Raw genomic sequence first — 26,602 nt, 5'->3', positions numbered from 1 at the left:
GGGTCAGTCGCCGTAGAACGGGTGGTCGTAGCGGTTCAGCGGCGTGGCGCGGATCATCGACCGGTTGGCCGATGCCTTCACCGTCTGCGATGCCTGCCGGCGGCGTTTGAACAGGACCGTGTCCGGCACCACCTTGTGCACGATGCCGGCGGCCACGGTGTCGCAATTCCACTGCCAGTCCTCGAACGCCCAGCCGCCGACGATATCACGGTGCCTAAACGGAAAATCGCGATGGATCCATGTCGGGCAGACGCAGAGCGCATCCCAGTAATTCCCGATCCGCAACAGGTCTGGAATGAACTCGGGCGTTTCCTGATCCACATGCCGGAAAATCGAGGCCTGGCGTTCAAAGAAATAGTTGAACTCGGGATGGGCCACGCGGTTGTCCGGTCCCGGTGCCAGGAACTCGACGGCCTCCACCAGCCAGTCGCTGCTCCACAGGTCGTCGGCATCGAGAAAAGCCGTGAAGGCCCCCGTGGCCCGCGCGATGGCCGCGTTGCGCACCTGCCCCTGATCGGCGAAATCATGGATCGCGACGGCAGCCGCGTCCTTGCGGTGCGCCTCGAACAGATCGCGCGTGTGTTCATCGGGGCGGTCGAGACAGAGCAGCGGCTGCACGGTCAGCCCGGCAGCCCGGGCGCGGTCTATCGTGGCCCAGAAGGATCTGAGCGACGGAACGCAGATATCGCCCTCGCGGTGGCCGGTGATGATACAGGTCAGATCAGTTGTCATGGAGGGCCAATACCGGTTCGATCACGTCACGCAGGATGGGCAGGACAGCGGCGGCGGTCGGCTCGGCCGGGATCTGCGCCACCTGCGCGACCCCATCGACATCCGCCGCGGCACGAGCCTGTGCCGCGCTCCGTGCCAGCACCACACGGGGGCCACCCGCGCTGGCATGGAGCCGGTCGATCTGGGCGTCATTGCCCGCGGTGCCCGTCAGGCAGGTCACGATGGTGAAGTCCTGACCTAGTTGCCGGCCATAGAGTTTCAGCGCGCGCCAGCACAGGCCGCTGCCGCATTGCAGGATGATCCGGCATCCGACACCGCGCAGAACATCGATCAGCGCCTGCGCCTGGTGCGGGGCGGGCAGCATGTCGATGCCGGCCGGCATGGCCGCCTGCCTCATGCCGTCACTGTCCATTGCGGGAAGGTGTTCCCTGCCATCCGTCCAAAGCACAAGCACCCGCGCCGAACCCGCGATCTCGCCCAGCGCGGTCGCCAGCGTGCGATCCTCTCCACCGGCATCGTTGCCGACAACCAGCACGACCGGGCAATCCGCACCCGACAGCGTCCGGCGCATCCGTTCGGTCACACTCAACAGCGGGCCGAGGGTGGTCAGCTGGGTGACGATACCGCGCGGCACATCCGGCAGGGCAACGGCGGGATCCAGCGCCCGCGCCTCGGCGATCCGGGCCGTCATGGCCGGATCATCCGGCAGATCGCGCAGCCGTTCGTACCGCGCCCCGATTGCCCCGGCGGTGCCTTGTTCCCTGAGATAATGCACAAAGGGATGGCCGCCGGAGACGACCAGATCAGGCCGGGCGCGCAGCCAGACCTGGGGGTCGAACCATGTATTCGGACGCCGCCCGTCGCGCCAGCCGTAGCGCAGATAGTGGTCGAGCGGGTCCATGCCCGCCTCGGCCACGTCCGGATAACTGTGCAGATAGAATTCAGGATCGAATTGCGGCCCGACCAGGGCGCGGTCGCCCCGGCTGGCAGGCCGCACGAGACGACGCAGCACCCCGGCCAGCCGGTCGATGATTGATCGGGTCATGTCGTGCCACCCCGGGGAACACAGAAGGTCCGCCCCTCATAGGCGTGGCCCGGGTGGCACGCAAGAGAGCGCCTCAGGCCAGGTGCATCAGCGTCACCCTGATCTTTGCGCTGTCGGTGATATTGTCATGGGTCAGGTTGGTTGTGCCGCTGTCACTCGAATTCAGCAACCGGATCACCGGCCCGCTGAAGGTTCTGCAGGTCGGGGCGTTCAGGTTCGCGCCGCCCCTGATGAACAGCACCTGGCCGGGATAGTAGAGCGGCGAGGGCTCAAACGGCAGATCCTCGATCATGGCCGCCCCGGTGGCAGAGCCACGGCTGACCAGATCGATCGAACATTGCAGCATCACCATGGCGCCCACGCGCACATAGACGCCTTCCTGATTGGAGTAGCTGATGCCGCTATCGTCACCGGAAAAGGTCAGGCGCGGTGTCCAGACACCCTGTTCATAATGCTCCAGCTTCTGCGCGCCCAGATGCAGCCCGTTGGGGAACCCGACGACCCCGTCGGCGGCGCCCACGCGCATCGCATCCGCAAAACTGGCGCCATCGGAGCTGACGCGCAGGGTAAAGTCGGTATCCCCGTTCAGCCCGATCTCTGCGTGACCGGCCCAGCCGGACTGGAACAGCAGACTGGCGGTATCGCCCGCCCCGGCCTTGTTGATCTTTACCCGATGGTCATTGCCATCATGGCTCAGCAGCGTCGCGTCGGACGCAACCGACACCCGGTTTACCGCGTCGCTTTCGGTATTGATGCCGATACCGCTGATATTCTGCAGGATCTCGGCATTGACCGGAACCGAGATCCCGAACCAGCCGGGATCGTCGAAGCGCACGAACCCGCCCTCGTCCAGCAGATGGGCGACCCATCCCCGCTGGGGGGTCACGAAACGCCAGGCGCTGCCGCTCCAGACCGCGATCCTGCCGCCCTTGCCGGCCCAATCGCCGCTGCCCCCGCCGGCAACGATATAGCGCGCGCCGGCGCGCACGGATGACGGCGGCGACGATTTCGTGCGGGTTTCCACGGTCAGCTGGACCGCGGCATCGAGGATGTCCAGCGCCTCGTTATGGGTGACATGCTTCTGGGCCTGCGCGGGCCGAATGTAGGGAAGTCCGTGAACGGGCGAGGTGTCCGACATCGAGTTGCTCCTGTGACCTGACCGGGTTGCGGGGCATCTAGGCGAAAAACCCTCGCCCGCCGATTAACCCGCCGTTCGGTCAAACCCGCCGGACCGCAACGCCCCCGGTCCGGCACACGCGGCCAGCTTGCGCGATTTGCGCCCATGTTCTAACGGTTTGGAGAGATCGGGCCGTTCTTGCCGGAGCATATCAATGCCGACCCATTACCTGTATCTGATTGCCGCCATCGTTGCCGAAACCATCGGCACCACCGCGCTGCAGGCAAGCGCGCAATTCACGCGGCTGTGGCCGTCGGTGCTGGTGGTGATCGCCTACGCGCTGTCCTTCTACCTTCTCAGCCAGACGCTGCGCATAATGCCCGTGGGCATCGTCTATGCGATCTGGTCCGGCCTGGGCATCGTGCTGATTGCCGCGATCGGGCTGCTGGTTTTTGGACAACGGCTCGACTGGCCCGCCATTCTGGGCATGTGCCTGATTGTCGGCGGCATCCTGGTGATCCACCTTTTCTCAAAGACCGCCAGCCACTGACCGACACTTGCGGCGCGGGTCTACCCCGACGTCAGGTCGCCCAGCAGCTTGTCGCGATCGGCGACCAGGCGATCCTTGTAGCGGCGCAGGGCGCGAACCGCGAACTTGTTGTGGCGCGCGGCCTTGCTGTCAGGGTCGCGGCGCGCATCGGTCTCCAGATCCGCGATGCAGCCATCGACCTCTTCGATTTCCTTGATCGTCCCGCTCAGTTCAGTGGCCGTATCGGTCATGCCTTGTGTCCTTTCCTTGTATCCCCGGATCGCGCCAACGCGATCTGCCAGCCTTTCACGAGCCCCATTGTGAACCGCAACCGGACAAGCGGCAACTCCGGAATTCCTGCCCTTCGGCCACGCCCGGCAAATGAAAAGACCGGCGGTCGATACCGCCGGTCCAGCTGCCGGTTTGGGTGATGCCTACGCCCGGCGGCGGCGGCCACCGGCGCGGCCGCCCCTGCCCCGGCCTTCTTCGCCGGGCTTTGCAGGCGCCTTGTTGAACCTGATCCACTCACTGCCATGCGGGTCGTTGTTGGTCAGGAAATTGGCGGCGCGGATCGCCTCCATTTCCGTGCCCGCCCGCGCCTTGGTCGAGCCCATGCCGAACAGCGCGACAAAGGTGTCGTCATCCATGTCATCGGGGATCACCACGCCGGCGGCGGCGATCTCGGCCTTCTTTTCGGCAATCTTCGTCCGTGTCACGGGCAACGCCACCGGGTTCATGATCGCGCTGGTCATGCCCGCGCCCATGGCCATCGGCAGAAAGGCATTGTTGATGCCGTGCCGGTTGGGCAGGCCGAACGAGATGTTCGATGCACCGCAGGTCGTGTTCACGCCCAGTTCATCGCGCAGGCGCCGCACCAGGGCGAACACCTGCTGACCGGCCGTCGCCATCGCGCCGATCGGCATCACCAGCGGGTCCACCACGATGTCATGGGCGGGAATGCCGAAATCGGCGGCGCGCTCGACGATCTTCCTGGCCACCGCGAACCGTACATCCGGGTCCTCGGAGATCCCGGTGTCGTCGTTGCTGATCGCCACCACCGGCACGTTGTATTTCTTGACCAGCGGCAGCACGATCTCCAGCCGCTCCTCCTCGCCGGTGACCGAATTCAGGAGCGGCCGTCCCTCGGCCACCTCGAGCCCCGCCTCGAGCGCACCGGGCACGGAACTGTCGATACAGAGCGGGACATCCACCAGCCCCTGCACCAGCTCGATCATCTTGCGCATCAGCGGCGGCTCGGTCTGGTTGGGATCGGGGTTGGAGTTATAGACCACGCCCGCATTCACATCGAGCACATTGGCCCCGGCGGCGACCTGCGCCAGCGCGTCCGTCTCGACGGTCGAGAAATCGCCCGCTTCCAGTTCCGCCGCCAGTTTCTTGCGCCCGGTGGGATTGATCCGTTCCCCGATGACGCAGAACGGCTCGTCAAATCCGATGACTGCGGTGCTGGTCTTGCTCTCGACGATAGTGCGGGTCATTTGCCTGCCTTTCAGGACGCGTGCGCGCCGGTTTCGTTTGCCGGACGGGCCGAATCGCCACCATTGGCGATGGCCCAGCCAGCATTGGTCTTGATGCCACCAAGCGGGAAGAAATGCACCTGCTCGATGTTGAAATCGGGATGGGCGGCCTTGTGCGCGGCCAGTTCGGTGATCACCTCGGTCGGCTCGTAGGGCAACAGCAGCTTGGTCACGTCCATCGCGCGTTTCTGCAGCACCCTGAGCGACGGGCCGACCCCGCAGGCAATGGCGAACCGGATCAGCGTCTGCAGCTTTGCCGGCCCCGCGATACCGATATGGATCGGCAGCGTGATACCGGCGTCGCGCAGGCCGTCAGCCCAGGCAATGATCGGCCGGGCGTCAAAGGCGAACTGCGTCGCAATCGCCATTTGCGCATCGGTGCGGTCCGAAAAATCCTGTTTCCAGCGAAGCGCTTGTTCGACGTTCTTCATGCCGCCATCCGGGTCGATATCGCGATTGCCCTCGGGGTGCCCGGCCACATGCAGCCGCTTGAATCCGGCCTTGTCGAACAGCCCGGTTTCCAGCAGCTGCATCGAACTGTCGAACGCGCCTGCCGGATCGGCGACGCCGCCCGCCAGCAACAGCGCCTGGTCGACGCCCGCCTCGCCCTGGTAGCGCGCGATCCAGTCGGCCAACGTTGCCCGGTCGCGGATGATCCGGGCCGGAAAATGCGGCATCACGCTGAACCCGTCGCCCGCCAGCCGCCGCGCGGTGCGCACCATGTCGTCAATCGGCGTGCCCTCGATATGGGCGATGTAGACCCGCGTGCCCTCGGGCAGCAGAGCCCGGAAATCCTCGACCTTGTCGGCGGTGCGCGGCATCACCTCGATCGAATAGTTGCGCAGGAATGCCGAAACCTGCGGGTTGATCGCGCCCGCGCCGGGTTCCGCCCCGGCGGCATCGCGTTTCCTGAAGTTCAACAATGCCATCGCGATCTCCCAAATGGATCCCGGGCTCATGCCCATCCGTCGTTGTCGATCAGCGCCTTGATCCGGTCCCGGTCATATTCGGTCTCCAGTCGCGCCGCTTCCGCATCCGCGACCGCGTCCGCATCGCCCTCGACCGTGTAGGCCGGCGCCTTGCGCCACTCTGCGAGATAGGCATCGGTGTCGCGCGCGTTCACCTTCATCGCCGCCCGGTCGATCGCCTGTTCGAACCGTTCGGCCAGCTGCCGCTTGGCGCCGCGCCGACCCTTGCCGACGATGACCTGGGCCGGGATGTCCCGCCAATAGACGATTGTGACCTCCGGCATGGGCTGCCTCCTCCTTCTCGCGTGACCCTGTTTAGGCCAGGTGCGGCACCGCGCGGCGCCTGTTTTCGACAGAACGCGACGAGCAAGCGACCTGTGCGGCGACCCTAGCCCCACCGTCGGCAACGATCCAGCGCACCGCGCCCCCGAATTTCTCATCTTGATAATGAATCGCGTCACCGCGCTGCCTGCTTGCACCGCCCTGCCCGGCTGCATATTGTGAAACCAACTCGAAATCGGAGGGCGTGTATCATGGCGCCCAAGCGTCCCAAAGGTGCGGGCGCGTTCCCGAAAGCGGTCGAAAGCCCCGCGCCAGAACCGCCCGATCCGGCCGAGCTCTATGCCGCGCTGGATCTGGGCACCAACAGTTGCCGGATGCTGATTGCCCAACCCAAGGGCAGCGGCTTTCACGTCGTGGACAGCTTCTCGAAATCGGTGCAGCTCGGCTCGGGGCTGGAACGGACCGGACGACTGTCGCGCGCCTCGATGGGGCGCACGGTCCAGGCGCTGAGGATCTGCCAGCAGAAACTCAAGCGCAACAAGGTGCAGCGGATGCGGCTGGTGGCAACCGAAGCCTGCCGGCGGGCGCGGAACGGGAACGACCTGATCCGGCAGATCCGCCGTGAAACCGGCCTGACGATGGAGATCATCCAGCCCGAGGAAGAGGCCCGGCTGGCGGTGGTGTCCTGCGCCCCGCTCGTCTCCACCCGCACCGACCAGTTGCTGGTGGTCGATATCGGCGGCGGGTCGACCGAACTGGTCTGGATCGACCTGTCGTCGGTACCGTATCGCGACCGCCCGCGCGCGATCATGCGCCTGCATGCCGGGTTTCACGCCCCCGACAGCCCGTTTCCGGCGGCCAAGGTGGTGGACTGGATCAGCGTCCCGCTCGGGGTGGCGACGCTGCGCGACCAGTTCAGCGATGTCGAGGACGACGCGGCCCGGTTCGCCCTGATGAGCTGGTTCTTCGAAGAGAACCTGTCCGAATTTGCACCCTACAAGGACGAACAGGCGCGCAAGGGGTTCCAGATCGTGGGCACGTCCGGCACGGTGACGACCGTGGCGGCCAGCCATCTGGGGCTGCGCCGCTACGACCGGACCAAGGTGGACGGGCTGCGCATGACATCGGACCAGATCGACGCGGTCATCCGGGGCTATCTCCGCCTTGGTCCGACCGGCAGGCGGCGCGATCCGCGCATCGGCGAGGACCGGCACGCCCTGATCATGTCCGGGTCGGCCATTCTGCAGGCGCTGTTGCGACTCTGGCCCACGGACCGGCTGTCGGTTGCCGACCGCGGATTGCGCGAGGGCCTGCTCTATGCGCAGATGAGCGCCGACGGCGTGCTCGAGGACGGCCCGTTCTGATCTCTGCCCGGCCATGCGGGAACCGGAGCACCTTGCCCCGGCAACCGGGCGGCGCTATCGCGGGGTGTCCGCAGTGGAAAAGGGTTGGCCGCAATGGTGGCATTGTCCGGCATGATGACATGCGCCCCGCACGAGGTCGCAGCCGTTCTGCAGGCCCTGCCCCGGCATCTGCGCCTGAGCCGCGCCGAGGCCGGGTGCCTCGCCTTCGAAGTCACTCAATCACCGCATGACCCGTGCCGGTTCTTGGTGTCGGAACGGTTCACCGACCGCGCCGCCTTCGAGGCGCACCAGCAGCGCACACGCAACAGCGCATGGTGGCGGGTGACCGGCCACATGGCGCGCGATTTCCGGGTGAGCGACGCATGACCGGGCAGCCACCGGTGCAGATGATGCGTGCGGCGGTCTGGATGATCGGCGCGATCGCGTCCTTCTCGACCATGGCGGTCGCGGGCCGCGAGGTCAGCGCGACGCTGGATACGTTCGAGATCATGGTCTATCGCAGCCTGGTCGGGGTCGCCGTGGTGGTCGCGGTGATTACCTTCGCCGGGCGCTGGCCGCGGGTATCGCGGCAACGTCTGGGCGTTCACCTGCTCCGCAACCTGGCCCATTTCACAGGGCAGAACCTCTGGTTCTTCGCGGTCACGGCGATCCCGCTCGCACAGGTATTCGCGCTCGAATTCACGTCCCCTCTCTGGGTGATCATGCTGTCTCCGCTGCTGCTGGGTGAACGGCTGACCGGGATCCGGGCAACCGCCGCCCTGCTGGGTTTTGCCGGCATCCTGATTGTGGCCCGGCCGAGCCCCGAAACCGTCAGTCTCGGGGTCGTCACCGCGGCCTCATCCGCGATCTTCTTTGCGCTGACCACCATCTTCACCAAGCGGTTGACACGGCACGAGGATATCGCCTCGATCCTGTTCTGGCTGACGACGATGCAGCTGGTCATGGGGCTGGTCACGGCCGGCATGGACGGCGACATCGCCGCACCGGACAGGCAGACCGCCCCGTGGCTGGTGCTGATCGGGCTGGCGGGGCTGGTCGCGCATTTCTGCGTGACCAAGGCGCTGTCGCTGGCGCCCGCGACCGTGGTGGTGCCGTTCGATTTCGCCCGCCTGCCGACCATCGCCATCGTCGGCATGGTGCTATACGGCGAATCGCTCGACCTCTGGGTGCTGCTGGGCGCCGCCGTGATCTTTGTCGCCAACTACCTGAACATCCTCGGGGAAACGCGCCGGTTCGGCGCCCGCGCCGGTGTCCGGCCCGGCGGCCCGGCCTGAGCCGTCCATGAACCTGCGCCTCAGCCTGCCGGTGCATGATCGGCATAGCGCAAGTTCCGGGTCGCGCCGGACACATCTTGCGGGTTAGCTGTGGCCCATGAGAAAACAGAAATCCCTTTCCTCGCGCGCCTGGGGCGAACTGGTGCTGCTGGCCCTGATCTGGGGCGGATCATTCCTGTCGATCCGGATCGCGCTGAACGAAGTGCCGGTGATAACATCGGTCCTGCATCGCACGGCATGGGCGGCTTTGGCGCTGTGGATCGTGGTACTAGCGATGCGTCTGCCGCTGCCCCGGTCGCCACGCCTCTGGGGCGGTTTCCTGGTGATGGGTCTACTCAACAACATCATCCCGTTCTCGCTGATGGCATGGGGACAGTTGCATATCGAAACCGGCCTGACCTCGATCCTCAACGCGACGACGGCCATCTTCGGCGTGATCGTGGCGGCGATGGTCTTTGACGACGAACGGCTGACCGCGCGCAAGGCGATCGGCGTGGCGCTGGGTTTAGCCGGCGTGGTCACGGTGATCGGCTGGCAGGCGCTCACGTCGTTCGACCTGCGCTCGGTCGCCCAGTTGGCCGTGCTCGGCGGGGCGATCAGCTATGCCTTTGCCAGTTCGTTCGCCCGCGCCCGGCTCGGCGGGCTTGCGCCGCAGGTCGCAGCGGCCGGGATGCTGACCGCCTCGACGCTGCTGCTGCTGCCCGCCGCGCTGCTGCTGGACGGGCCGGTCACGTTCACGCTCGCCCCGGTCACATGGGGGGCCATCGCCTATTACGCGCTGATTGCCACCGCGGGGGCCTACCTGCTCTATTTCCGGGTGCTTGCCATGGCCGGATCGGGAAACCTCATGCTGGTCACCCTGCTGATCCCGCCGGTGGCGATCACGCTCGGCGCCTGGGTTCTGGACGAAGCCCTGCCCGCCCGCGCCTGGACCGGCTTTCTGGTTCTCGCGCTCGGCCTGCTGATCCTTCAGGGGCTGCCGCGCCGCAGACGGATTGACCCCAAACGCGCCTCTGACTAGCAAGGGCCGAAAAAAGGGGGCCATGGCCGTGCTCTATTCTTCCGCGCAGAACTGGCGCGATGCGCCGCGCAAACGCGTGCTGTTCTTTGGCATGTCGGGTCTGGGCAAGACCCACCTGTCGCAGATGCTGCGCGCCGCGGGTGGCTGGTTCCATTACTCCATCGATTACCGCATCGGCACGCGCTACATGGGCGAGTACATCGCCGACAACGCCAAGGCCGAGGCGATGAAGGTGCCGTTCCTGCGTGAATTGCTGCTGTCGGATTCGATCTATATCGGGTCCAACCTGAGCTTTGAGAACCTGACCCCGGTTTCGGCCTATCTCGGCAAGCCCGGCAATCCGTCGCTGGGCGGGCTGCCGATGACCGAATATCGCCGCCGCCAGGAACAGTTCCGCATGGCCGAGGTGCATGCCCTGCTGGATACCGAATATTTCATCGACCGGGCCGACCGGCTTTATGGCTATCCGCATTTCATCTGCGACACCGGGGGGTCGATCTGCGAATGGGTCGATCCCGAGAACCCCGACGATCCGGTGCTCAGGGATCTGGCCGGCAACACGCTGATGATCTGGATCCGCGGCGACGAGGCCCATTCGGCCGAACTGGTCAGACGGTTCGACAAGGCGCCCAAACCGATGTCCTACCAGTCCGAGTTCCTCGAACGGGTCTGGAGCGAATACCTGTCCGAAAACAACATTCTGGAGACGGATGTTGACCCGGACGGCTTCATCCGCTGGACCTATGCCCGCGCGCTGGCCCATCGTCAGCCGCGCTATGAGGCGATGGCACGCAACTGGGGGGTCACGGTGACGGCGGATGAGGTGTCCGGGGTCCGGGACGCGGGTGATTTCGAGGACCTGATCGCCGGTGCCATCGACGCACGCATCAGGGCCTGACCGCGCCTCAATAGCCGCAGGCCGCGATGGTCGCCTGCACCGCCCGGGCCGCCTGCGCCAGCCCGACCTGCATCACCGTTTTGCCGCCCGCATCGACGGCTGACAGACGCCCGGTCTCCGGCGCACCGATCACCTGCGTCAGGAACGGGCCACGGGGCTGCATATTCGCGGTAAGCTGCTGACGGCTGCGATCCAGAACCACGGGAAACCGTTGCCCGGACACGAACAGCGTCATCGGCCCCGCCGGTGCGTCGGCGGCATAGAGCATCACATAGCTCTGCCCCCGGCCATCGCACATGTAATAGAACCCCGACCCGTCGCCGGAGGGCGCGGCCACCCCGGCAAAGCGCGTGACGCCGTCCGAGGCGGTCCCGTGGCTCCATTGCTGCGGCAACGCGGTTTCGGCCGCCCCGTATTCCCTCTCGCTGCAATGATCCGCGACGCATTGATGATAGACTGGATCATCGGCCCCCTTCGAGTCGGCCAGACAGCGCCAGACACAACGCTGCAATGCCATCGGGTCATCGTCCTGCGCCAAGGCCGCCAATGGAAAGACGAGCAACAACAAAAGGGTGTGCAACATCGCCAGGCTCCGCCCGATCCGGTTTCCCGCACCCTAGCAATAGCCCTGCCCCGTGTCAGCCTCTCGCCGCCCCCCCCCTTGGCATCCCTCCCTCTGCAGGCTTATCTAGCGTTCAACAAGAGGAAGACGCTGCCCATGCCGATCAAGATCCCCGCCGACCTGCCCGCCTATGACGTGCTCTCGCGCGAGGGCGTCATGGTCATGTCCGAGGACCAGGCGGCGCGGCAGGACATCCGGCCGCTTCGGATCGGGCTGCTGAACCTGATGCCCAAGAAGATCCAGACCGAAAACCAGTTCGCCCGCCTGATCGCCGCCACGCCGTTGCAGATCGAACTGTCGCTGATCCGGATGTCGGAACATCGCACCCGCAACACGGCCGCCGAACACATGGCCGAATTCTACCGTCCGTTCCAGGAGGTGCGCGACGAGAAATACGACGGGCTGATCATCACCGGCGCACCGATCGAACATCTCGAATTCGACGAGGTCACCTATTGGGACGAACTGCGCGAGGTCTTTGACTGGACCCAGACCAACGTGCATTCGACCTTTGGCGTCTGCTGGGGGGGATGGCGATGATCAACCATTTCCACGGCGTGCGCAAACACCTGCTCGACGCCAAGGCCTTTGGCTGTTTCCGGCATCGGAACATGGCCCCGGCCTCGCCCTATCTGCGCGGGTTCTCGGATGACTGCGTGATCCCGGTCAGCCGCTGGACCGAGATGAAACAGCACGAAATCGAAGCTGTTCCGGCGCTGATCACGCTGCTGGCCAGCGACGAGGTCGGCCCCTGCCTGGTGCAGGACCCGGACCACCGGGCGCTCTATATCTTCAATCACTTCGAATATGACAGCGACACGCTGAAGCAGGAATATGACCGCGACGTGGCCAGCGACACGCCGATCAACGTGCCCGTGAACTACTATCCCGATGACGATCCCACCCGCATCCCCAAGAACCGGTGGCGCAGCCACGCGCATCTGCTCTATGGCAACTGGATCTCCGAGATCTATGAAACCACGCCATTCGACATCGAACGGATCGGGCTGGACATGACCGACCTGCGGGCGGGACGGGACTGACGCGGCGGCCGGTTTGCGTTAATCCGGTTCACATTCCATAGTGCGACAAACCGCAACAAGCAGGCCATTCCCGATGGAACAGAGCTATTCCGGCGCGATCACCCGCTATTTCGACGAGCACGCCCCCAGGGAGATACGCCGCGCGATCACCGAGGCCGAAAAGGGCCGGATCCTGAACCCGACCTACCCCTATGCCGAGCGGATGGACGGCAAGGAGTATGACCGCGCGATGGAGCTTCTCCAGATCGAACTGGTAAAGATGCAGGCCTGGGTCAAGAGCAGCGGCATGCGGGTGGCAATCGTGTTCGAAGGCCGCGACGCCGCCGGCAAGGGCGGCACGATCAAACGGTTCCGGGAAAACCTGAACCCGCGCGGAGCCAACGTGGTCGCGCTGCCGAAACCCACCGAGGCCGAGCAGACGCAATGGTATTTCCAGCGCTATATCGACCACCTGCCATCGGGTGGCGAAGTCGTGTTCTTCGATCGCTCCTGGTACAATCGCGGCGTGGTCGAAAAGGTGTTCGGGTTCTGCGACGACGACGCCCGCGAACGGTTCTTCCGGCAGGTGGTGCCGCTCGAAGCGGCCTTTGTGAACGATGGCATCGTCCTGTTCAAACTGTGGCTGAACGTGGGCCGCGCCGAACAGCTGCGCCGGTTCCTCGACCGCGAATCCGACCCGCTGAAGCACTGGAAACTGTCCAGCATCGACGTGGACGGGCTGGCGAAATGGGATGCCTATACCGATGCGATCGACGAGACGCTGACGCGCAGCCACTCCGGTCATGCGCCCTGGACCGTGATCCGCACCGATGACAAGCGCCGCGCGCGGCTGGCCGCGATCCGCACGGTCCTGCACGGGCTCGACTATGCCCGCAAGGACGGTGACGCGCTGGGTGAAATCGACCGGGCCATCTGCGGCGGGCCGGACCTGCTGGATGGCTAAGCGCGGCTATCACCACGGCAACCTGCGGCAGGCGCTGATCGACGCCGCGCTGGAACTGATCGAACAGCGCGGCCCGGGTGCCTTCACGCTGTCGGAGGCCGCGAAACGCGCCGGCGTTACGCCCGCCGCAGTCTATCGGCATTTCGAAGGGCGCGAGGACCTGGTTGCCGAGGCTGCCCGTCAGGGGTTCGAAATGTTCGCGGACCTGATGCAATACGCCTATGACAAGGGCCAGCCCTCCGCGCTCGCGGCATTCGAGGCGACGGGACGCGCCTATCTGGCCTTTGCCCGCAAACATCCCGGCCACTATATCGCCATGTTCGAAAGCGGGGTTTCGATGAACCGCACCCCCGAACTGGCAACCGCCTGCGCCCGCGCCCGCGCGGTTCTGGAAACCGCCGCCGCCGCGCTCTCCGAACATATCCCGCCGGAAAAACGTCCGCCTGCCACGATGGTCAGCGCCCATATCTGGGCGATGAGCCACGGGGTCGTCGAACTCTATGCCCGAACGGCGCCGGGCACCAATTCGCCCTTCCCGCCCGAGGACCTGCTGGAATCCGGGATCGGCATCTACCTGCGCGGTCTGGGCCTGATCGCGCCCGACGGATAGGGCTGGCCATGAAGATCCACGTCATCAACCCGCGCCATTATGTGTCCCGCCGCCGGTTCCAGCAGCAACAGGCCGAACGGCTGGGGCTGGACATGGAATTCGTCGACGCGGTGTCGCTGGCCGACATGACCGAGGACCAGTTCCAGGCGGCCGCCAATGAATGGACCCGTCCGATCACCGCCAAGGACGTGGCCTGCACGTTATCGCACAAGAAGGCATGGCAACTGGCAGCGGCGGCAAATGGCCCGGTCTGCATCTGCGAAGACGACGTGGTGTTCGACCGGTATGTCACCGTCGCGCTGGACCAGATAGCCGGCCGGAACGACCCGTGGAACCGGATCTACGATCTGGAATATGTCCCGCGCGCCCATGACATGGCGCGCACACCGCTCTGGCACGGCGGCACCCCCGAATTTACCGCAACACGGGTTATGAAGAACAAGTATGGCGCGGGCGGGTATGTCATCACGCCACTTGCGGCGCAGCGCCTGCTGGAGGAAACGCCCGGCTATGTGATGCTGGACGCCTGGCTGTGGACACGGCCCTGGCTGGAAACCTGCCAGATCGAACCCTGCCCGTTGACGCAGGCCCATAACATCGCACCATCAGCCCCGGCACCCAGCGACGCGGCACCGAGCCAAGTCTATCGCAACGCGTCGTGGCTCAACGCCAAGCGGAAACGATTGCACCTGTCGCTGGAGGAAGCCTGGCCCTCGCTCAAGGCACGGGTTGCCGGGACCAAGCGGCCGCTTGCCATCGCGCTGGACAGGTTTGCCACCCCCGACCCGGAGATCTGACCAACCATAGGACTGACCGCCCTGTCCACGCCCGCAATGGCTGGCCACCCACAGGAAAGGGCCGCGCCAGATGGCGCGGCCCTTGTCCAATTTTCTGTATCCGGCGCCTTAACGCTTGGAGAACTGGAAGCTCCGGCGGGCCTTGCGCTTGCCGTATTTCTTCCGTTCGACCACCCGGCTGTCGCGGGTGAGAAACCCGGCGGCCTTCAGCGCGCCGCGCAGGGACGGATCATAGAGCTGCAGCGCCTTGGAAATGCCGTGCTTGACCGCGCCGGCCTGACCGGACAGGCCACCGCCCTTGACGGTTGCCATCACGTCGAACTGGTCCTCGACCCCGGCCACCTGGAACGGCTGGCGCAGGATCATCTGCAGAACGGGACGCGCGAAATAGGTGTTCAGTTCCTTGCCGTTCACCTCGACCTTGCCCGAGCCGGGCTTGATCCAGACGCGGGCGACGGCGTCTTTCCGCTTGCCGGTGGCATAGGCACGGCCCAGGTCGTCGCGCACGGGTTCGCGGGCGATGACCTCTTCGGCCACGGGTTCGACGCCGGCGATGGCGTTCAGGTCTTCGAGAGTGTTGATTTCTTCAGCCATCGGTCATCAGCTCCGGGTGTTTTTCTTGTTCATGGACTTCACGTCCAGAACTTCGGGGCTCTGGGCCTCGTGAGGATGCTCGGCGCCGGCATAGACGCGCAGGTTGGTCATCTGCTGGCGGCTCAGACGGTTGCCGGGCAGCATCCGCTTGACCGCCTGCAGCACCACGCGTTCAGGGTGCGCGCCATCCAGGATCTGCTGCTTGGTGCGGCTCTTGATCCCGCCGGGATGGCCGGTGTGCCAATAGAGATGCTCGTCGCGTTTCTTGCCGGTCATCTGCACCTTGTCGGCATTGATGACGATGACGTTGTCGCCCATGTCCATGTTCGGGGTGAAGGACGGCTTGTGCTTGCCGCGCAGGCGCATGGCGACGATCGAGGCAAGACGGCCCAGAACCACGCCCTCGGCGTCGATCAGGATCCACTTCTTGTCGATGTCTGCAGGCGTTGCAGAGAAGGTTTTCATGAGGGGTATTCCCATTTGACGTGAAAGACCGGTACGCACCCGCACCGGTCCGAATTCGATGATCGGTGTCTAAAGCCACGCCCGATACAGGTCAAGTGCGGGTGGACGTTATTTTCTTTGTGTTATCATGCGCTTATATTTATGGTATCATAATACCCCATATGAACGCCGCCGAACGCGCCCCGCCTCAACGCGCGGGCGGGATCGAATAGGTCAGCGTCGCGCGCGCAACCGGCTTGTCCAGACCGTCCGAACGGATCAGCACGTCGCCCACGGCCAGGACCCGGCCCAGTTTCAGCAACCGGCAATCGGCGATCAGATCCGCGTCGGCGGCCGGTTTGCGCATGAAGTCGATGGAACAGTTGGTCGTGACCGCCAGCGCCTTGCGCCCGACCCGCGCCAGCACCATCGCATAGACCGCGCAATCGGCGAGGCTGAACATGGACGGCCCCGAAACCGTGCCGCCCGGCCGCAGATGCCGCTCTCCCACCAGCAGGCGCATCCGCAGCCGGTCCTCCTCGAGCAGATCGAACGCGAAATCGTTGCGGACCTGCGGAAACACCTCCTCGAGATACGAGGCCAGTTCGTCGATAGTCAGCGCAAGAGACATGCTTTTCCTTTCCCTCTTCCCCGCCTAGTGTTGGCCCGGCAGCCAAGCGGAGGGCAAGATGGCAATTCTGGAACGTCGCGACACGGGCCGCGTTGCGCGGTTGATCCTGAACTCGCCGGGGAACCTCAACGCGCTGTCCGACGAGATGATTGCCGCGCTGCAGGCCGAGTTCGACGCGCTAAGGCAGGACAGCGGGATACGCGCGGTGATCCTGTCCGGCGCGGGCAAGGTCTTCTGCGCCGGGCATGACCTGAAACAGATGACCGCGGGACGGCAGGCCGAGGACGGTGGGCGTGCCGGTTTCAGCGACCTGTTCGACCGCTGTTCGCGGATGATGCTGTCGATCCGCGCCCTGCCCCAGCCGGTGATCGCGCAGGTTCACGGCATCGCCACCGCCGCCGGATGCCAGCTGGTCGCGTCCTGCGACCTGGCCATCGCCGCGCATGGCACGCGATTCGGGGTGAACGGGGTGAATATCGGCCTGTTCTGCTCGACGCCGATGGTCGCCCTGTCGCGCAACATCCCGGCCAAGCAGGCATTCGAGATGCTGACCACGGGCGCGTTCATCGAGGCGGATCGCGCCGCCGAGCTCGGTCTGATCAATCGCGCCGTTGCCCCCGAAGACCTCGACGCCGCCACATCCGACCTGGCCGACAAGCTGGCCGGCAAACTCGGCGTGGCGGTGAAAATCGGCAAGAGTGCTTTCTACGACCAGTTGCAGATGCCGATCGAGGCCGCCTATGACCATGCCCGCGACGTGATGGTCGAAAACATGCTCTATCGCGACACCGCCGAAGGGATCGCGGCCTTCATCGAAAAACGCCTGCCCGACTGGCAGGACTGATCGCAAGGCTTGAGCCGATCCCGCCGCTGCCCTAGATGGGCGGCATGAAACAACAGCTTCACATCGTCGGCGGCGGCATGGCCGGGTCCGAGGCAGCCTGGCAGGCCGCCCGCATGGGTGTTCCCGTGGTGATCCACGAAATGCGCCCAAAGGTCGAAACCTTCGCCCACAAGACCGGCAACCTGGCCGAGATGGTCTGTTCCAATTCGTTTCGGTCCGATGACGACGAACAGAACGCGGTCGGGCTGCTGCATTGGGAAATGCGCGCCGCCGGCGGGCTGATCATGGCATCCGCCGACGCGCACCGCCTGCCCGCCGGTGGCGCGTTGGCCGTGGATCGCGACCCCTTCGCCGAAACCGTGACCGAACGGCTGACGGCGCTGCCCAATGTCGCGGTGAGCCACGAAGAGATCACCGACCTGCCCGATGAGGGGCACTGGATCTTTGCAACCGGGCCGCTCACCTCGCCCGCACTCGGAGACGCGATACGCGCCGAGACCGGAACCCAGGCACTGGCATTCTTCGACGCCATCGCGCCCATCGTCTATGCCGACAGCATCGACATGGATCAGGCCTGGCGGCAATCGCGCTATGACAAGGGCGAAACCGAGGAAGAACGCACCGCCTATCTCAACTGCCCGATGAGCCGCGACCAGTATGACGCTTTCATCGACGCGATACTGGCCGCCGACAAGACCGAGTTTCACGACGGCGAAACCGCCACCTATTTCGACGGCTGCCTGCCCATCGAGGTGATGGCAGAGCGTGGCCGCGAAACCCTGCGCCATGGCCCGATGAAACCGGTCGGGCTGACCAACGCGCATCGCCCCGACGACAAGCCCCACGCGGTCGTGCAGCTGCGCCGCGACAACGCACTGGGCACGCTCTACAATATCGTCGGCTTCCAGACAAAGATGAAGTATGGCGCGCAAACCGATGTATTCAGGATGATTTCCGGCCTGGAAAACGCCCGGTTCGCGCGTCTCGGCGGCATCCATCGCAACACCTTTCTCAACGCGCCCACATTGCTGGACGACCAGATGCGGCTGAAATCGAAACCCAATATCCGCTTTGCCGGGCAGGTCACCGGCGTCGAGGGCTATGTGGAAAGCGCGGCGATGGGGCTGCTCGCCGGTCGCCTGGCCGCCGCCGAAATCCTCGGACACGCGCTGCCCCCGGTGCCGCAGGACAGCGCCATGGGCGCGCTGGTTCATCATATCACTGGCGGCGCCGAGGCCAGGACCTTTCAGCCGATGAACGTCAATTTCGGCCTGTTCCGCCCGGTCGACGGGCTCAGGGGGGGGCGGCGCGGACGCAAGGACCGCTACAAGGCCTATACCGACCGCGCAAAGGCGGCCTGGTCCGCCTGGCTGGCGCAGATCGAACTGGACGCGGCCTGATCCGCCCTTCTATCCTCGGATCATGGCCGAGAAATTTCTCGATACCGTCTATGGGCTGGAAACGCCCGAGGACACCCGCGCGCTCTACGACCGCTGGGCCGCCTCCTATGATCGGGAAATCGCCGAAAACGGCTATGCCACGCCCGGCCGGGTGGCCGATGCGCTGTGGTCGCTGCGGCCGCACCCGGGGTTGCCGATCCTCGATTACGGCTGCGGCACCGGCCTGTCCGGGCTGGCGCTGCGCCGGGCCGGTTTCGAACGGATCGACGGGATGGACCCATCCCCCGAGATGCTCGACGGCGCACGGCGCCGGTCCTGCTATCGCCGCCTGTCGCAGATCGACCTCGACAACCCGACCCCGGTCGAACCGGGCGCCTATGCAGCGATCACGGGGGCCGGCGTGCTCGGCACCGGCGCCGCGCCGCCCGAAACCTTCGATCTGGTGATGGACGCGCTGGCCACAGGCGGACTGTTCGCCTTTTCCTACAACGATCATACGCTCGCCGACGCCGCGTTCACCACCAAGCGTGACGCCTGGCTGCAACCGGGCAAGGCACGGCTCCTGTTCCGGGAATACGGGCCGCACCTACCCGGGCTCGACCTCAACGCCGAAGTCTATGTGATTGAAAAAGCGTGACACTCACAACCCGCTTTGCGCCATCCCCCACCGGCCCGCTGCATCTCGGACATGCCTATTCGGCGCTGCTCGCCCATGACATGGCGCGGGCCGGACAGGGCCGGTTCCTGCTGCGGATCGAAGACACAGACACCGCCCGCGCCCGCGAGTGCTGGGAACAACAGATCTATGACGACCTGCACTGGCTCGGCCTGAGCTGGGAAACGCCGGTGCTGCGCCAGTCCGACCACCTGCGCCGCTACAACGACGCCCTGATGGATCTCGCGGCACGCGGGTTGGTCTACCCCTGCTCCTGCCGCCGCTCCGATATCCGTGCCGCGCTTTCGGCGCCGCAGGAAGGCGCACCGCTGCCGCCGGTCTATCCCGGCACCTGCCGCCACCGCGACATGACCGACCGCCGCCCCGGCGATGCGCTGCGGCTGAACATGGACAAGGCCATCACCGCCCTGTCCGACCGCATGCCGCTGGCCTTCACCGAAACCGGGCCGGAACGGGCCGGGCTGCGGATTGTGACCGCGAACGATCTGCGATGCACCACCGGCGACGCGGTGCTCGGCCGCAAGGAGATCGAGACCGCCTCCTATGTGCTGGCCGCCGTCATCGACGATGCGGGACAGGGGATCACCCATGTGATCCGCGGCGGCGACCTGTTCGATACGACGCCGTTGCAGGTCCTGTTGCAGGCGCTGCTGGGCCTTCCCACGCCGGTCTATCACCACCACCGGCTGATCCGGGACGAAAACGGAAAACGGCTGGCCAAGCGTGACGATGCCCGCGCCATCGCCACCTACCGGGCAGACGGCGCCAGCCCCCGCGACATCCGCCGGATGGTCGGTCTCTGACCGCCTGCTTCCTCTTGCCCAAAATATCCCCGCCGGAGGCATCGCCCGCAGGACGATTTCAGCCCATCGGCGCCATCAGTTCGACCTCTTCCCCCGCACGAAGCGCGGTAAAAAAACAGCTGCGCCGGTTGGTGTGACAGGCCGGTCCGGTCTGGCGCACCTGCAGCAACAGGCAATCACGATCGCAATCGACCCTGAAATCGACCAGTTCCTGCACATGGCCCGAGCTTTCGCCCTTGACCCAGAATGACGACCGCGACCGGGACCAGTAGGTGACCCGCCCGGTTTCCAGCGTGCGCCCCACCGCCTCGGCGTTCATCCAGGCCATCATCAGCACCTCGCCGCTTTCGCAATCCTGCGCTATGGCCGGGATCAGCCCCGCATTGTCAAAGACCAGGGTATCGGTATCGAAGGACATCAATGAAAACCCTTTTGCATAACCGCGTTGCGGGACTATGTAATAAGGAGCATCGACGAGGGAAAGCCATGTCCGGCGACAGCGACCTGATCAAGCTCTACTCGGCACGCATTCTCGCGCTTGCGGCCGACATTCCGCATCTGCACCGCCTCGACGCACCGGATGCCACGGTCAAACGCCGCTCGCCGCTCTGCGGCTCGACGGTCACGGTGGATGTGGCCCTGCGTGACGGCCGCATCACCGGGTTCGGACAGGACGTCAAGGCCTGCGCCCTGGGACAGGCGGCGGCGGCCGTGGTCGGTGCGGCCGTGATCGGCGCGACCCGCGAACAGGTGGAAACGGCCCGCGATCAACTGCGCGCCATGCTCAGATCCGGCGGTCCGGTTCCGGACGCCCCCTTTGACGGGTTCGAGGTCCTGTTGCCCGCCCGCGATTTCAAGAACCGCCACGCATCGATCCTGCTGGCGATCGAAGCGACCGCAGAGGCGATGGAAAAGGCCGAACAGGCCAACTGCGCCTGACCCGTCAACACCGCGTTCCGGACAAAAAAACCGCCGCGCATCCCGGGCGGATGGCGGCGGCAGGCAGTGCGGGTCTCATGTCGGCTCCGGGTGCCCGGCCCGGGCCAATGGGCAGGCCCGGCAAGAACAGGGTCAGGCAGCCCCTCTTGCAGCGTACACAGGACATGATGTCCGGGCTCACCCGGCATGAGATCGCAGGCAGAAACTCTCAGTAGCTCAGGCGAGCCCCGGCAGGTGCAGCCCGACAACCAGCATGACCACCAGCGCAGCGGCCCCGGCGGCATCCTGCAACAGCGTATCCTGGGACCGGCGAAGGGCGGTGCGGATCTGGGTCATCATGGGTCTGCTCCCTGTCAACATGGTTAAGCATTTGTTGACCCTTTGTTCTCACATCTCGCCGTCCAAGTAAAGAACTTTTAGAGAACGTTTGTGAACATTTGTGGGGTGACGGCCTCAACCCACTGAAATCAAACGGATCGCCCGGTCCTGCCGCATCAGCCACAGCAGAACGCGTGCCGCACGTCCCCGTGCGCTTTCCAGCGCGGGATCCCTGGCCAGCAGCGCGCGCGCATCGCTCTGGGCGGCCTGCATCAGCCCGGTCTGGCGTTCCAGGTCTGCAATGCGAAACCGGGGCAGGCCCGACTGCGCGGTTCCGATCAAGTCCCCCGCCCCGCGCATCGCCAGATCGGTTTCCGCGATGCGAAACCCGTCCTCGGTTTCCCGCAGGGTTTCCAGCCGGCGCCTTCCGCCTTCGGACAGGGGCGCGCGAAACATCAGCAGGCAGGTGCTCTCGGCGGCGCCACGCCCGACCCGCCCCCGCAACTGGTGCAGCTGTGCCAGGCCAAAGATCTCGGCCCGTTCGATCACCATGATCGAGGCGTTGGGCACATCCACGCCGACCTCGATCACCGTGGTCGCGACCAGAACCTTGGTTTCCCCGCGCTGAAAGGCCGCCATCGCGGCATCCTTGTCGGCGGGCGGCATCTGGCCATGCACCAGCCCTACCACGCCATCACCCAGGGCGGCCCGCAGGTGCCGGAACCGGTCTTCGGCGGCGGTCAGGTCGCTGAGTTCCGATTCGTCCACCAGCGGACAGACCCAATAGCATTGCCGCCCCTCGCCCACGGCCCGGCGCAGGTGGTTCACCACCTCGTCCATCCGCCCGGTGCCGACCAGCGCGGTTTTCACCGGCTTGCGCCCCGGTGGCTTTTCATCCAGCACCGACACGTCCATGTCGCCATATTGCGCCAGCGCCAGGCTGCGCGGGATCGGCGTCGCCGTCATCACCAGCACATCCGCCCCGCGCCCCTTTTCGGCAAGCTCGAGCCGCTGGCGCACCCCGAACCGGTGCTGTTCGTCGACAATCGCCAGCCGCAGGTCGGCAAAGGCCACGTCGGGCTGGAACACCGCATGGGTGCCGACAAGGATCTGTATCTCTCCGGCCGCGAGCGCCGCGAGTTTGGCCTGCCGTTCCGCCCCCTTGTCGCGCCCGGTGAGGATATCGAGCGTGATCCCCGCATGTTCGGCCAGCGGACGCAGCCCGTCCAGATGCTGGCGGGCCAGGATCTCGGTCGGGGCCATCATCACGCCCTGCCCGCCGGCCTCGACCGCGACCAGCAGCGCCAACAACGCGACCAGCGTCTTGCCCGCGCCGACATCGCCCTGCAGCAGCCGGTTCATGCGTTCGGGCGCGGCCATGTCCCCGGCAATCTCGGCCAGCGCCCGGGTCTGGGCGCCGGTGGGGCTGTAGGGCAAGGCGGCAAGCACCCGGTCGCGCAGAACGCCGGTGCCACGGCTCGATATCCCGCGCGCCTTGCGTTCCCGCCGCCGCGCCAACGCCAATGTCAACTGGTGCGCCATCAGTTCGTCATAGGCCAGGCGTGCGCGCGCGGGCGCCTCGGCGGCGGTCTCCACCTTGCCCTGCGGCGCATGCGCGGCCCGCATCGCCGCGCCCCAACCGGGCCAGCCTTCGCGTCCGAGCTGGGCCAGGTCGATCCATTCGCCCAGTTCCGGCAACCGTTCCAGCGCCGCGCGCGTCGCCTTGAACATGGTCTTTTGCGTCACGCCCTGCGTGAGATGATAGACCGGTTCGAAATCGGGGATCTCCGCGGCCTCGGCGGGCGGCAGAACATGGTCGGGATGCACCATCTGCGCCATGCCGTCGAACAGCTCGACCCGCCCCGACACGATCCGGCGTGCGCCCACAGGCAAGATCCGCGTCAGATAGCTCGCGCGTGCGTGAAAGAACACCAGCTGGAAATCGCTCTGCGCATCCTCGACCAGAATGCGGTAGGCCCCGCCGCGGCTGGCGGGTGGGCGATGGGCGCCGACTGTGACCTCGACCGTCATCGTCGCCGGCAGATCCGCCCCCCGGATACTGTCGCGCCGGCGCCGGTCGACGACCGAATATGGCAGCGAATACAACAGGTCGCGCGGCGCGGTTACATCAACCGATTCCAGCAGCCGCGCGGTTTTGGGACCGATCCCCGGCAGCGTTTCAACCTCGGCGAATAGCGGGAACAGCTGTTCGGGACGTCCGCTCATCGCGCGCCGATCAGGTCCAGCCAGCCATCTTCATCCAGCGTCCTGATCCCCAGTTCGGCGGCCTTCCTGGCCTTGGAGCCGGCGCCGGGGCCGGCGATGACGATGTCGGTCCTGGCTGATACCGAGCCCGACACCCGCGCGCCCAAGGCCTCGGCGCGGGCCTTGGCCTCGGCGCGCGTCATCATTTCCAGCGTGCCGGTGAACACCACGGTCAGGCCCGCGACCGGGCTGCCATCCGTGTCGGGGCGCGCGGCGTCCTCGACATCCAGATGCGCCACCAGCCGGTCGATCGAGGCGCGTTCACCATCCTGCGCGAACGCCGTCACCAGCGACCCGGCCATGACCGCGCCGACCCCGTCGATGGCGGTCAGGTCCTCCCACGCGGCCCCCTCCTGCGCCTCGGCTTCGCCCATTGCCCGTTCGAACGCGTACCAGCTGCCGTAATGGGTCGCCAGCAGGTTCGACGCCGCTTCGCCCACATGGCGGATGCCAAGCGCGAAGATCAGCCGCCCCAGCGGGATCGAACGTTTCTCGTCGATCGCCCGAAACAGGTTCTCGGCGGATTTTTCGCCCCAGCCATCGCGGTTTTTCAGCTGTTGCAAGCCACTGCCATAGCGATCCCGCAGGGTGAATATGTCCGCGGGCTCCGCAATCCAGCCATCGCTGTGGAACTGCTCGACCTGTTTTGAACCCAGCCCGTCGATGTCAAAGGCCTTGCGCGACACGAAGTGTTTCAGCTTTTCCACCGCCTGGGCCGGGCAGATCATGCCGCCGGAACAGCGGCGGACCGCATCGCCTTGCTCGCGGATCGCGGCGCTGCCGCATTCGGGGCATATGTCCGGAAAGACATAGGGCGCCGCGTCCGCGGGCCGTTTCGCGAGATCGACATCGGCCAGTTTCGGGATCACGTCGCCCGCACGATAGACCTGCACCCAGTCGCCCACGCGGATATCCTTGCCATCGCGGATCGCGTTGCCCGAGGCATCCCGCCCGGCGATGTAATCCTCGTTGTGCAACGTGGCGTTGGAAACCACGACGCCGCCCACGGTTACCGGGGTCAGACGCGCCACCGGTGACAACGCGCCGGTGCGGCCCACCTGGATGTCGATCGCCTCCAGCCGGGTCCAGGCGAGCTCGGCCGGGAACTTGTGCGCAATCGCCCAGCGGGGCGTGGTCGAGCGGACCCCCAGCCGTGCCTGCAGGGCAAGATCGTCGACCTTGTAGACCACCCCGTCGATGTCATAGCCCAGCGTAGCCCGCTGCGTCTCGATCTCACGATACTGCGCCAGCATGTCGCCGGGGCCGGCGCACAGGACCGTCAGCGGGTTGGTGGCAAACCCCATCGCGGCGAGCCGTTCGATAGCCGCGAACTGCGTCCCGGCCAGCGGTTCCGACAGCACGCCCCAGCCATAGGCAAAGAACCGAAGCGGCCGATCTTTCGTGATCGCGGGATCAAGCTGCCGCAACGACCCGGCGGCGGCATTGCGCGGATTGGCAAAGGTCTTGGCCCCCGCCCCGGCCTGGCGTTCGTTGAGCGTGGCGAAATCGGCATGGCTCATATAGACCTCGCCGCGCACCTCGAGGATCTCGGGCGCGGCGGCGATCCGGTCCGGGATATCGCCGATGGTGCGCGCGTTCTCGGTGACATTTTCGCCGATCGCGCCATCGCCGCGGGTCGCCGCCTGCATCAGGATGCCGGCCTCGTATCTCAGCGACAGGGACAGCCCGTCGATCTTGGGCTCGGCGGTATAGGCCAGCGCGGCATCCGCGGCCAGGCCCAGATATTTGCGGATACCGGTGTCGAACCCGGTCACGTCCTCGTCGTCGAACGCATTGCCCAGCGACATCATGCGCACGGCATGTTCGATCTTGGCAAAGCCCTCGCCGGGCCTGGCGCCGACCTGGTCACTGGGGCTGTCGGCGCGTTTCAGGGCCGGAAACCGCGCCTCGATCGCGGCGTTGCGCCGCTTCAACGCGTCATAGTCCGCATCCGTGATCTCGGGCGCATCGTCGCGATGATACGCGGTATTGGCTCGGCCCAGTTCATCGGCAAGGCGCGCCAGTTCCTCGCGCGCCTGCGCCTCGGTCAGGTCTTCTATCGCTGTTGCCCCGGTCACGCCCAACCCCACCCTGTTGCCCTTCAACTGATAGGGCGGCGTAAGGGCAAGGTCCAGATGCGTGCAGCGTTCAGCCGGCCCCGACGGCCAGGCGGGGCTTGCCCATCTCCTCGGTCTGCGGATCGCGCAACACATATCCGCGCCCCCAGACGGTTTCGATGTAGTTTTCACCGCCCGTCGCGGCGCTGAGTTTCTTGCGCAGCTTGCAGATGAACACATCGATGATCTTCAACTCGGGTTCGTCCATGCCGCCATAGAGGTGATTGAGGAACATTTCCTTGGTCAGCGTGGTTCCCTTGCGCAGGCTCAGCAGTTCCAGCATCTGGTATTCCTTCCCGGTCAGATGCACGGGCTGGCCATCGGCCTCGACCGTCTTGGCATCGAGATTGACCGCAACCTTGCCGGTATGAATCACCGATTGCGAATGCCCCTTGGACCGGCGGATGATCGCATGGATGCGCGCCACCAGTTCCTCGCGATGAAACGGCTTGGTCAGATAGTCGTCGGCGCCGAAACCGAACCCCTTGATCTTGCTCTCGGTGCCGTCATCGCCCGACAGGATCAGGATCGGCGTGTCAATCCGGGCCAGCCGCAGCTGGCGCAGCACCTCGTGCCCGTTCATATCTGGCAGGTTCAGGTCCAGCAGGATCAGGTCGTAATCATAGAGCTTGGCCAGGTCGATCCCTTCCTCGCCCAGATCGGTCGCATAGACATTCAGATTGGCATGGGTCAGCATCAGTTCGATGCTTTTCGACGTTGTTGGGTCGTCCTCGACCAGTAGCACGCGCATGTAACGCTCTCCGCCTCAATCAGTTTTCTCGATCGCATTA

The 26,602-nt window shown here is 65.6% G+C and carries 30 protein-coding genes and 1 pseudogene; 15 read left to right on the top strand and 16 right to left on the bottom strand.

Going from position 1 to position 26,602, the window contains the following annotated elements; all coding sequences use genetic code 11:
- Positions 1 to 3 precede the first annotated feature (3 nt).
- The 3 genes from C6Y53_RS16945 to C6Y53_RS16935 all read right to left on the bottom strand — a co-directional run bounded on the left by C6Y53_RS16945 (position 4) and on the right by C6Y53_RS16935 (position 2,915).
- The gene (locus tag C6Y53_RS16945) at positions 4 to 732 is read right to left on the bottom strand and encodes a glycosyltransferase family A protein (protein ID WP_106473520.1); all 729 of its coding nucleotides are present in this window, start codon (positions 730 to 732) and stop codon (positions 4 to 6) included.
- The gene (locus tag C6Y53_RS16940) at positions 722 to 1,777 is read right to left on the bottom strand and encodes a hypothetical protein (protein WP_106473519.1); all 1,056 of its coding nucleotides are present in this window, start codon (positions 1,775 to 1,777) and stop codon (positions 722 to 724) included. Before C6Y53_RS16940 ends, C6Y53_RS16945 begins: the two co-directional genes overlap by 11 nt.
- 73 nt (positions 1,778 to 1,850) lie before the next feature.
- Positions 1,851 to 2,915, bottom strand: coding sequence for a DUF2793 domain-containing protein (locus tag C6Y53_RS16935; protein WP_106473518.1), 1,065 nt, complete (start codon positions 2,913 to 2,915; stop codon positions 1,851 to 1,853).
- Between the two features lie 193 nt (positions 2,916 to 3,108).
- Here C6Y53_RS16935 and C6Y53_RS16930 point away from each other — a divergent pair, with 193 nt between their 5' ends.
- Positions 3,109 to 3,444 (top strand): DMT family transporter, encoded by a 336-nt coding sequence (locus C6Y53_RS16930; RefSeq protein WP_106473517.1) that lies wholly within the window; start codon positions 3,109 to 3,111, stop codon positions 3,442 to 3,444.
- 20 nt (positions 3,445 to 3,464) lie between these two features.
- On the opposite strand, the gene C6Y53_RS16925 is transcribed toward C6Y53_RS16930, so the two are convergent.
- The 4 genes from C6Y53_RS16925 to C6Y53_RS16910 form a co-directional block, all read right to left on the bottom strand.
- The gene (locus tag C6Y53_RS16925; protein ID WP_106473516.1) at positions 3,465 to 3,674 is read right to left on the bottom strand and encodes a hypothetical protein; all 210 of its coding nucleotides are present in this window, start codon (positions 3,672 to 3,674) and stop codon (positions 3,465 to 3,467) included.
- A 183-nt stretch (positions 3,675 to 3,857) separates the two neighbouring features.
- Entirely contained in the window at positions 3,858 to 4,919 is a 1,062-nt protein-coding gene (locus tag C6Y53_RS16920) for a methyltetrahydrofolate cobalamin methyltransferase (RefSeq protein WP_106473515.1), read from the bottom strand.
- An 11-nt stretch (positions 4,920 to 4,930) separates the two neighbouring features.
- Entirely contained in the window at positions 4,931 to 5,887 is a 957-nt protein-coding gene (locus tag C6Y53_RS16915) for a methylenetetrahydrofolate reductase (protein ID WP_106474161.1), read from the bottom strand.
- Between the two features lie 26 nt (positions 5,888 to 5,913).
- Positions 5,914 to 6,210, bottom strand: a complete 297-nt coding sequence (locus C6Y53_RS16910; RefSeq protein WP_106473514.1) for a virulence factor — start codon at positions 6,208 to 6,210, stop codon at positions 5,914 to 5,916.
- 249 nt (positions 6,211 to 6,459) lie between these two features.
- Here C6Y53_RS16910 and C6Y53_RS16905 point away from each other — a divergent pair, with 249 nt between their 5' ends.
- The 5 genes from C6Y53_RS16905 (at position 6,460) to C6Y53_RS16885 (ending at position 10,765) form a co-directional block, all read left to right on the top strand.
- Entirely contained in the window at positions 6,460 to 7,572 is a 1,113-nt protein-coding gene (locus C6Y53_RS16905; protein ID WP_106473513.1) for a Ppx/GppA phosphatase family protein, read from the top strand.
- Positions 7,573 to 7,665: 93 nt separating this feature from the next.
- Complete coding sequence (locus C6Y53_RS16900; RefSeq protein ID WP_106473512.1) at positions 7,666 to 7,938, top strand: putative quinol monooxygenase; 273 nt, start codon at positions 7,666 to 7,668, stop codon at positions 7,936 to 7,938.
- Positions 7,935 to 8,846: a DMT family transporter gene (locus C6Y53_RS16895; protein WP_106473511.1), complete on the top strand. Its 912-nt coding sequence runs from the start codon at positions 7,935 to 7,937 to the stop codon at positions 8,844 to 8,846. Before C6Y53_RS16900 ends, C6Y53_RS16895 begins: the two co-directional genes overlap by 4 nt.
- 97 nt (positions 8,847 to 8,943) lie before the next feature.
- Positions 8,944 to 9,867 carry a DMT family transporter gene (locus C6Y53_RS16890; protein WP_106473510.1) on the top strand — a complete coding sequence of 308 codons (924 nt, stop codon included), beginning with the start codon at positions 8,944 to 8,946 and terminating at the stop codon, positions 9,865 to 9,867.
- A gap of 28 nt (positions 9,868 to 9,895) precedes the next feature.
- On the top strand, positions 9,896 to 10,765 hold the full coding sequence (locus C6Y53_RS16885; protein ID WP_106474160.1) for an ATPase: 870 nt from the start codon (positions 9,896 to 9,898) through the stop codon (positions 10,763 to 10,765).
- 7 nt (positions 10,766 to 10,772) lie between these two features.
- Here the strand turns inward: C6Y53_RS16885 and C6Y53_RS16880 are convergent, their stop codons facing one another.
- A complete protein-coding gene (locus C6Y53_RS16880) occupies positions 10,773 to 11,348 on the bottom strand; it encodes a hypothetical protein (RefSeq protein WP_149615547.1) in 576 nt (191 codons plus the stop codon).
- A 135-nt stretch (positions 11,349 to 11,483) separates the two neighbouring features.
- On the opposite strand from C6Y53_RS16880, the pseudogene metA reads away from it, so the two are divergent.
- The 4 genes and pseudogenes from metA to C6Y53_RS16860 all read left to right on the top strand — a co-directional run bounded on the left by metA (position 11,484) and on the right by C6Y53_RS16860 (position 14,780).
- Positions 11,484 to 12,430: pseudogene (gene metA / locus C6Y53_RS16875) on the top strand (homoserine O-acetyltransferase MetA).
- Positions 12,431 to 12,503: 73 nt separating this feature from the next.
- The gene (ppk2, locus tag C6Y53_RS16870; protein WP_106473508.1) at positions 12,504 to 13,373 is read left to right on the top strand and encodes a polyphosphate kinase 2; all 870 of its coding nucleotides are present in this window, start codon (positions 12,504 to 12,506) and stop codon (positions 13,371 to 13,373) included.
- Positions 13,366 to 13,983, top strand: a complete 618-nt coding sequence (locus tag C6Y53_RS16865; RefSeq protein ID WP_106473507.1) for a TetR/AcrR family transcriptional regulator — start codon at positions 13,366 to 13,368, stop codon at positions 13,981 to 13,983. Before ppk2 ends, C6Y53_RS16865 begins: the two co-directional genes overlap by 8 nt.
- Positions 13,984 to 13,991: 8 nt before the next feature.
- On the top strand, positions 13,992 to 14,780 hold the full coding sequence (locus C6Y53_RS16860) for a glycosyltransferase family 25 protein (RefSeq protein ID WP_106473506.1): 789 nt from the start codon (positions 13,992 to 13,994) through the stop codon (positions 14,778 to 14,780).
- 108 nt (positions 14,781 to 14,888) lie between these two features.
- Here C6Y53_RS16860 and rpsI read toward each other — a convergent pair whose 3' ends face one another.
- The 3 genes from rpsI to C6Y53_RS16845 form a co-directional block, all read right to left on the bottom strand.
- Entirely contained in the window at positions 14,889 to 15,374 is a 486-nt protein-coding gene (rpsI, locus tag C6Y53_RS16855) for a 30S ribosomal protein S9 (RefSeq protein WP_106473505.1), read from the bottom strand.
- Between the two features lie 6 nt (positions 15,375 to 15,380).
- On the bottom strand, positions 15,381 to 15,839 hold the full coding sequence (gene rplM / locus C6Y53_RS16850) for a 50S ribosomal protein L13 (protein WP_106473504.1): 459 nt from the start codon (positions 15,837 to 15,839) through the stop codon (positions 15,381 to 15,383).
- A gap of 187 nt (positions 15,840 to 16,026) precedes the next feature.
- Positions 16,027 to 16,449: a PaaI family thioesterase gene (locus C6Y53_RS16845; protein ID WP_106473503.1), complete on the bottom strand. Its 423-nt coding sequence runs from the start codon at positions 16,447 to 16,449 to the stop codon at positions 16,027 to 16,029.
- A gap of 58 nt (positions 16,450 to 16,507) precedes the next feature.
- Here C6Y53_RS16845 and C6Y53_RS16840 point away from each other — a divergent pair, with 58 nt between their 5' ends.
- From C6Y53_RS16840 to gluQRS, 4 genes are read left to right on the top strand one after another with little or no spacing between them, the layout of a single operon-like run.
- Positions 16,508 to 17,293: an enoyl-CoA hydratase gene (locus tag C6Y53_RS16840; protein ID WP_106473502.1), complete on the top strand. Its 786-nt coding sequence runs from the start codon at positions 16,508 to 16,510 to the stop codon at positions 17,291 to 17,293.
- Positions 17,294 to 17,337: 44 nt separating this feature from the next.
- Positions 17,338 to 18,693 carry a methylenetetrahydrofolate--tRNA-(uracil(54)-C(5))-methyltransferase (FADH(2)-oxidizing) TrmFO gene (gene trmFO, locus C6Y53_RS16835; RefSeq protein ID WP_106474159.1) on the top strand — a complete coding sequence of 452 codons (1,356 nt, stop codon included), beginning with the start codon at positions 17,338 to 17,340 and terminating at the stop codon, positions 18,691 to 18,693.
- A gap of 22 nt (positions 18,694 to 18,715) precedes the next feature.
- Positions 18,716 to 19,330 (top strand): class I SAM-dependent DNA methyltransferase, encoded by a 615-nt coding sequence (locus C6Y53_RS16830; RefSeq protein WP_106473501.1) that lies wholly within the window; start codon positions 18,716 to 18,718, stop codon positions 19,328 to 19,330.
- Entirely contained in the window at positions 19,327 to 20,172 is an 846-nt protein-coding gene (gluQRS, locus tag C6Y53_RS16825; protein ID WP_106473500.1) for a tRNA glutamyl-Q(34) synthetase GluQRS, read from the top strand. The genes C6Y53_RS16830 and gluQRS overlap by 4 nt, the downstream gene beginning before the upstream one ends.
- A gap of 58 nt (positions 20,173 to 20,230) precedes the next feature.
- On the opposite strand, the gene hisI is transcribed toward gluQRS, so the two are convergent.
- Entirely contained in the window at positions 20,231 to 20,590 is a 360-nt protein-coding gene (gene hisI, locus C6Y53_RS16820) for a phosphoribosyl-AMP cyclohydrolase (protein ID WP_106473499.1), read from the bottom strand.
- Positions 20,591 to 20,658: 68 nt separating this feature from the next.
- Between hisI and C6Y53_RS16815 the strand changes: the two genes are divergently transcribed.
- Entirely contained in the window at positions 20,659 to 21,111 is a 453-nt protein-coding gene (locus tag C6Y53_RS16815; protein WP_106473498.1) for an iron-sulfur cluster assembly scaffold protein, read from the top strand.
- A 216-nt stretch (positions 21,112 to 21,327) separates the two neighbouring features.
- On the opposite strand, the gene C6Y53_RS21375 is transcribed toward C6Y53_RS16815, so the two are convergent.
- The 4 genes from C6Y53_RS21375 to ctrA form a co-directional block, all read right to left on the bottom strand.
- Complete coding sequence (locus tag C6Y53_RS21375; RefSeq protein WP_280178363.1) at positions 21,328 to 21,450, bottom strand: hypothetical protein; 123 nt, start codon at positions 21,448 to 21,450, stop codon at positions 21,328 to 21,330.
- A 114-nt stretch (positions 21,451 to 21,564) separates the two neighbouring features.
- Complete coding sequence (gene recG / locus C6Y53_RS16810; protein ID WP_106473497.1) at positions 21,565 to 23,655, bottom strand: ATP-dependent DNA helicase RecG; 2,091 nt, start codon at positions 23,653 to 23,655, stop codon at positions 21,565 to 21,567.
- Entirely contained in the window at positions 23,652 to 25,907 is a 2,256-nt protein-coding gene (gene ligA / locus C6Y53_RS16805; protein ID WP_211299413.1) for an NAD-dependent DNA ligase LigA, read from the bottom strand. The genes recG and ligA overlap by 4 nt, the downstream gene beginning before the upstream one ends.
- Positions 25,843 to 26,562: a response regulator transcription factor CtrA gene (ctrA, locus tag C6Y53_RS16800; RefSeq protein WP_106473496.1), complete on the bottom strand. Its 720-nt coding sequence runs from the start codon at positions 26,560 to 26,562 to the stop codon at positions 25,843 to 25,845. Before ctrA ends, ligA begins: the two co-directional genes overlap by 65 nt.
- Positions 26,563 to 26,602: the final 40 nt, after the last annotated feature.

The sequence above is a fragment of the Pukyongiella litopenaei genome, from assembly GCF_003008555.2.
Classification (GTDB): Bacteria; Pseudomonadota; Alphaproteobacteria; order Rhodobacterales; family Rhodobacteraceae; genus Pukyongiella; species Pukyongiella litopenaei.
This window is presented reverse-complemented; position numbering and strand designations above follow the sequence as displayed.

Excerpts from the sequence above, each read along its gene's own strand:
- C6Y53_RS16880 (WP_149615547.1), bottom strand. The coding sequence starts at position 11,348 with ATGTTGCACACCCTTTTGTTGTTGCTCGTCTTTCCATTGGCGGCCTTG.
- C6Y53_RS16930 (WP_106473517.1), top strand. The coding sequence starts at position 3,109 with ATGCCGACCCATTACCTGTATCTGATTGCCGCCATCGTTGCCGAAACC.
- ppk2 (WP_106473508.1), top strand. The coding sequence starts at position 12,504 with ATGGAACAGAGCTATTCCGGCGCGATCACCCGCTATTTCGACGAGCAC.
- C6Y53_RS16890 (WP_106473510.1), top strand. The coding sequence starts at position 8,944 with ATGAGAAAACAGAAATCCCTTTCCTCGCGCGCCTGGGGCGAACTGGTG.
- C6Y53_RS21375 (WP_280178363.1), bottom strand. The coding sequence starts at position 21,450 with ATGATGACCCAGATCCGCACCGCCCTTCGCCGGTCCCAGGATACGCTG.
- C6Y53_RS16920 (WP_106473515.1), bottom strand. The coding sequence starts at position 4,919 with ATGACCCGCACTATCGTCGAGAGCAAGACCAGCACCGCAGTCATCGGA.
- trmFO (WP_106474159.1), top strand. The coding sequence starts at position 17,338 with ATGAAACAACAGCTTCACATCGTCGGCGGCGGCATGGCCGGGTCCGAG.
- rplM (WP_106473504.1), bottom strand. The coding sequence starts at position 15,839 with ATGAAAACCTTCTCTGCAACGCCTGCAGACATCGACAAGAAGTGGATC.
- C6Y53_RS16940 (WP_106473519.1), bottom strand. The coding sequence starts at position 1,777 with ATGACCCGATCAATCATCGACCGGCTGGCCGGGGTGCTGCGTCGTCTC.
- C6Y53_RS16945 (WP_106473520.1), bottom strand. The coding sequence starts at position 732 with ATGACAACTGATCTGACCTGTATCATCACCGGCCACCGCGAGGGCGAT.
- recG (WP_106473497.1), bottom strand. The coding sequence starts at position 23,655 with ATGAGCGGACGTCCCGAACAGCTGTTCCCGCTATTCGCCGAGGTTGAA.
- C6Y53_RS16815 (WP_106473498.1), top strand. The coding sequence starts at position 20,659 with ATGTCCGGCGACAGCGACCTGATCAAGCTCTACTCGGCACGCATTCTC.
- C6Y53_RS16900 (WP_106473512.1), top strand. The coding sequence starts at position 7,666 with ATGGTGGCATTGTCCGGCATGATGACATGCGCCCCGCACGAGGTCGCA.
- ligA (WP_211299413.1), bottom strand. The coding sequence starts at position 25,907 with ATGTGTTGCGCGATCCGCAGACCGAGGAGATGGGCAAGCCCCGCCTGG.
- C6Y53_RS16865 (WP_106473507.1), top strand. The coding sequence starts at position 13,366 with ATGGCTAAGCGCGGCTATCACCACGGCAACCTGCGGCAGGCGCTGATC.
- C6Y53_RS16895 (WP_106473511.1), top strand. The coding sequence starts at position 7,935 with ATGACCGGGCAGCCACCGGTGCAGATGATGCGTGCGGCGGTCTGGATG.
- rpsI (WP_106473505.1), bottom strand. The coding sequence starts at position 15,374 with ATGGCTGAAGAAATCAACACTCTCGAAGACCTGAACGCCATCGCCGGC.
- C6Y53_RS16905 (WP_106473513.1), top strand. The coding sequence starts at position 6,460 with ATGGCGCCCAAGCGTCCCAAAGGTGCGGGCGCGTTCCCGAAAGCGGTC.
- C6Y53_RS16860 (WP_106473506.1), top strand. The coding sequence starts at position 13,992 with ATGAAGATCCACGTCATCAACCCGCGCCATTATGTGTCCCGCCGCCGG.
- C6Y53_RS16840 (WP_106473502.1), top strand. The coding sequence starts at position 16,508 with ATGGCAATTCTGGAACGTCGCGACACGGGCCGCGTTGCGCGGTTGATC.
- C6Y53_RS16910 (WP_106473514.1), bottom strand. The coding sequence starts at position 6,210 with ATGCCGGAGGTCACAATCGTCTATTGGCGGGACATCCCGGCCCAGGTC.
- C6Y53_RS16845 (WP_106473503.1), bottom strand. The coding sequence starts at position 16,449 with ATGTCTCTTGCGCTGACTATCGACGAACTGGCCTCGTATCTCGAGGAG.
- C6Y53_RS16915 (WP_106474161.1), bottom strand. The coding sequence starts at position 5,887 with ATGGCATTGTTGAACTTCAGGAAACGCGATGCCGCCGGGGCGGAACCC.
- ctrA (WP_106473496.1), bottom strand. The coding sequence starts at position 26,562 with ATGCGCGTGCTACTGGTCGAGGACGACCCAACAACGTCGAAAAGCATC.
- C6Y53_RS16935 (WP_106473518.1), bottom strand. The coding sequence starts at position 2,915 with ATGTCGGACACCTCGCCCGTTCACGGACTTCCCTACATTCGGCCCGCG.
- C6Y53_RS16830 (WP_106473501.1), top strand. The coding sequence starts at position 18,716 with ATGGCCGAGAAATTTCTCGATACCGTCTATGGGCTGGAAACGCCCGAG.
- hisI (WP_106473499.1), bottom strand. The coding sequence starts at position 20,590 with ATGTCCTTCGATACCGATACCCTGGTCTTTGACAATGCGGGGCTGATC.
- C6Y53_RS16925 (WP_106473516.1), bottom strand. The coding sequence starts at position 3,674 with ATGACCGATACGGCCACTGAACTGAGCGGGACGATCAAGGAAATCGAA.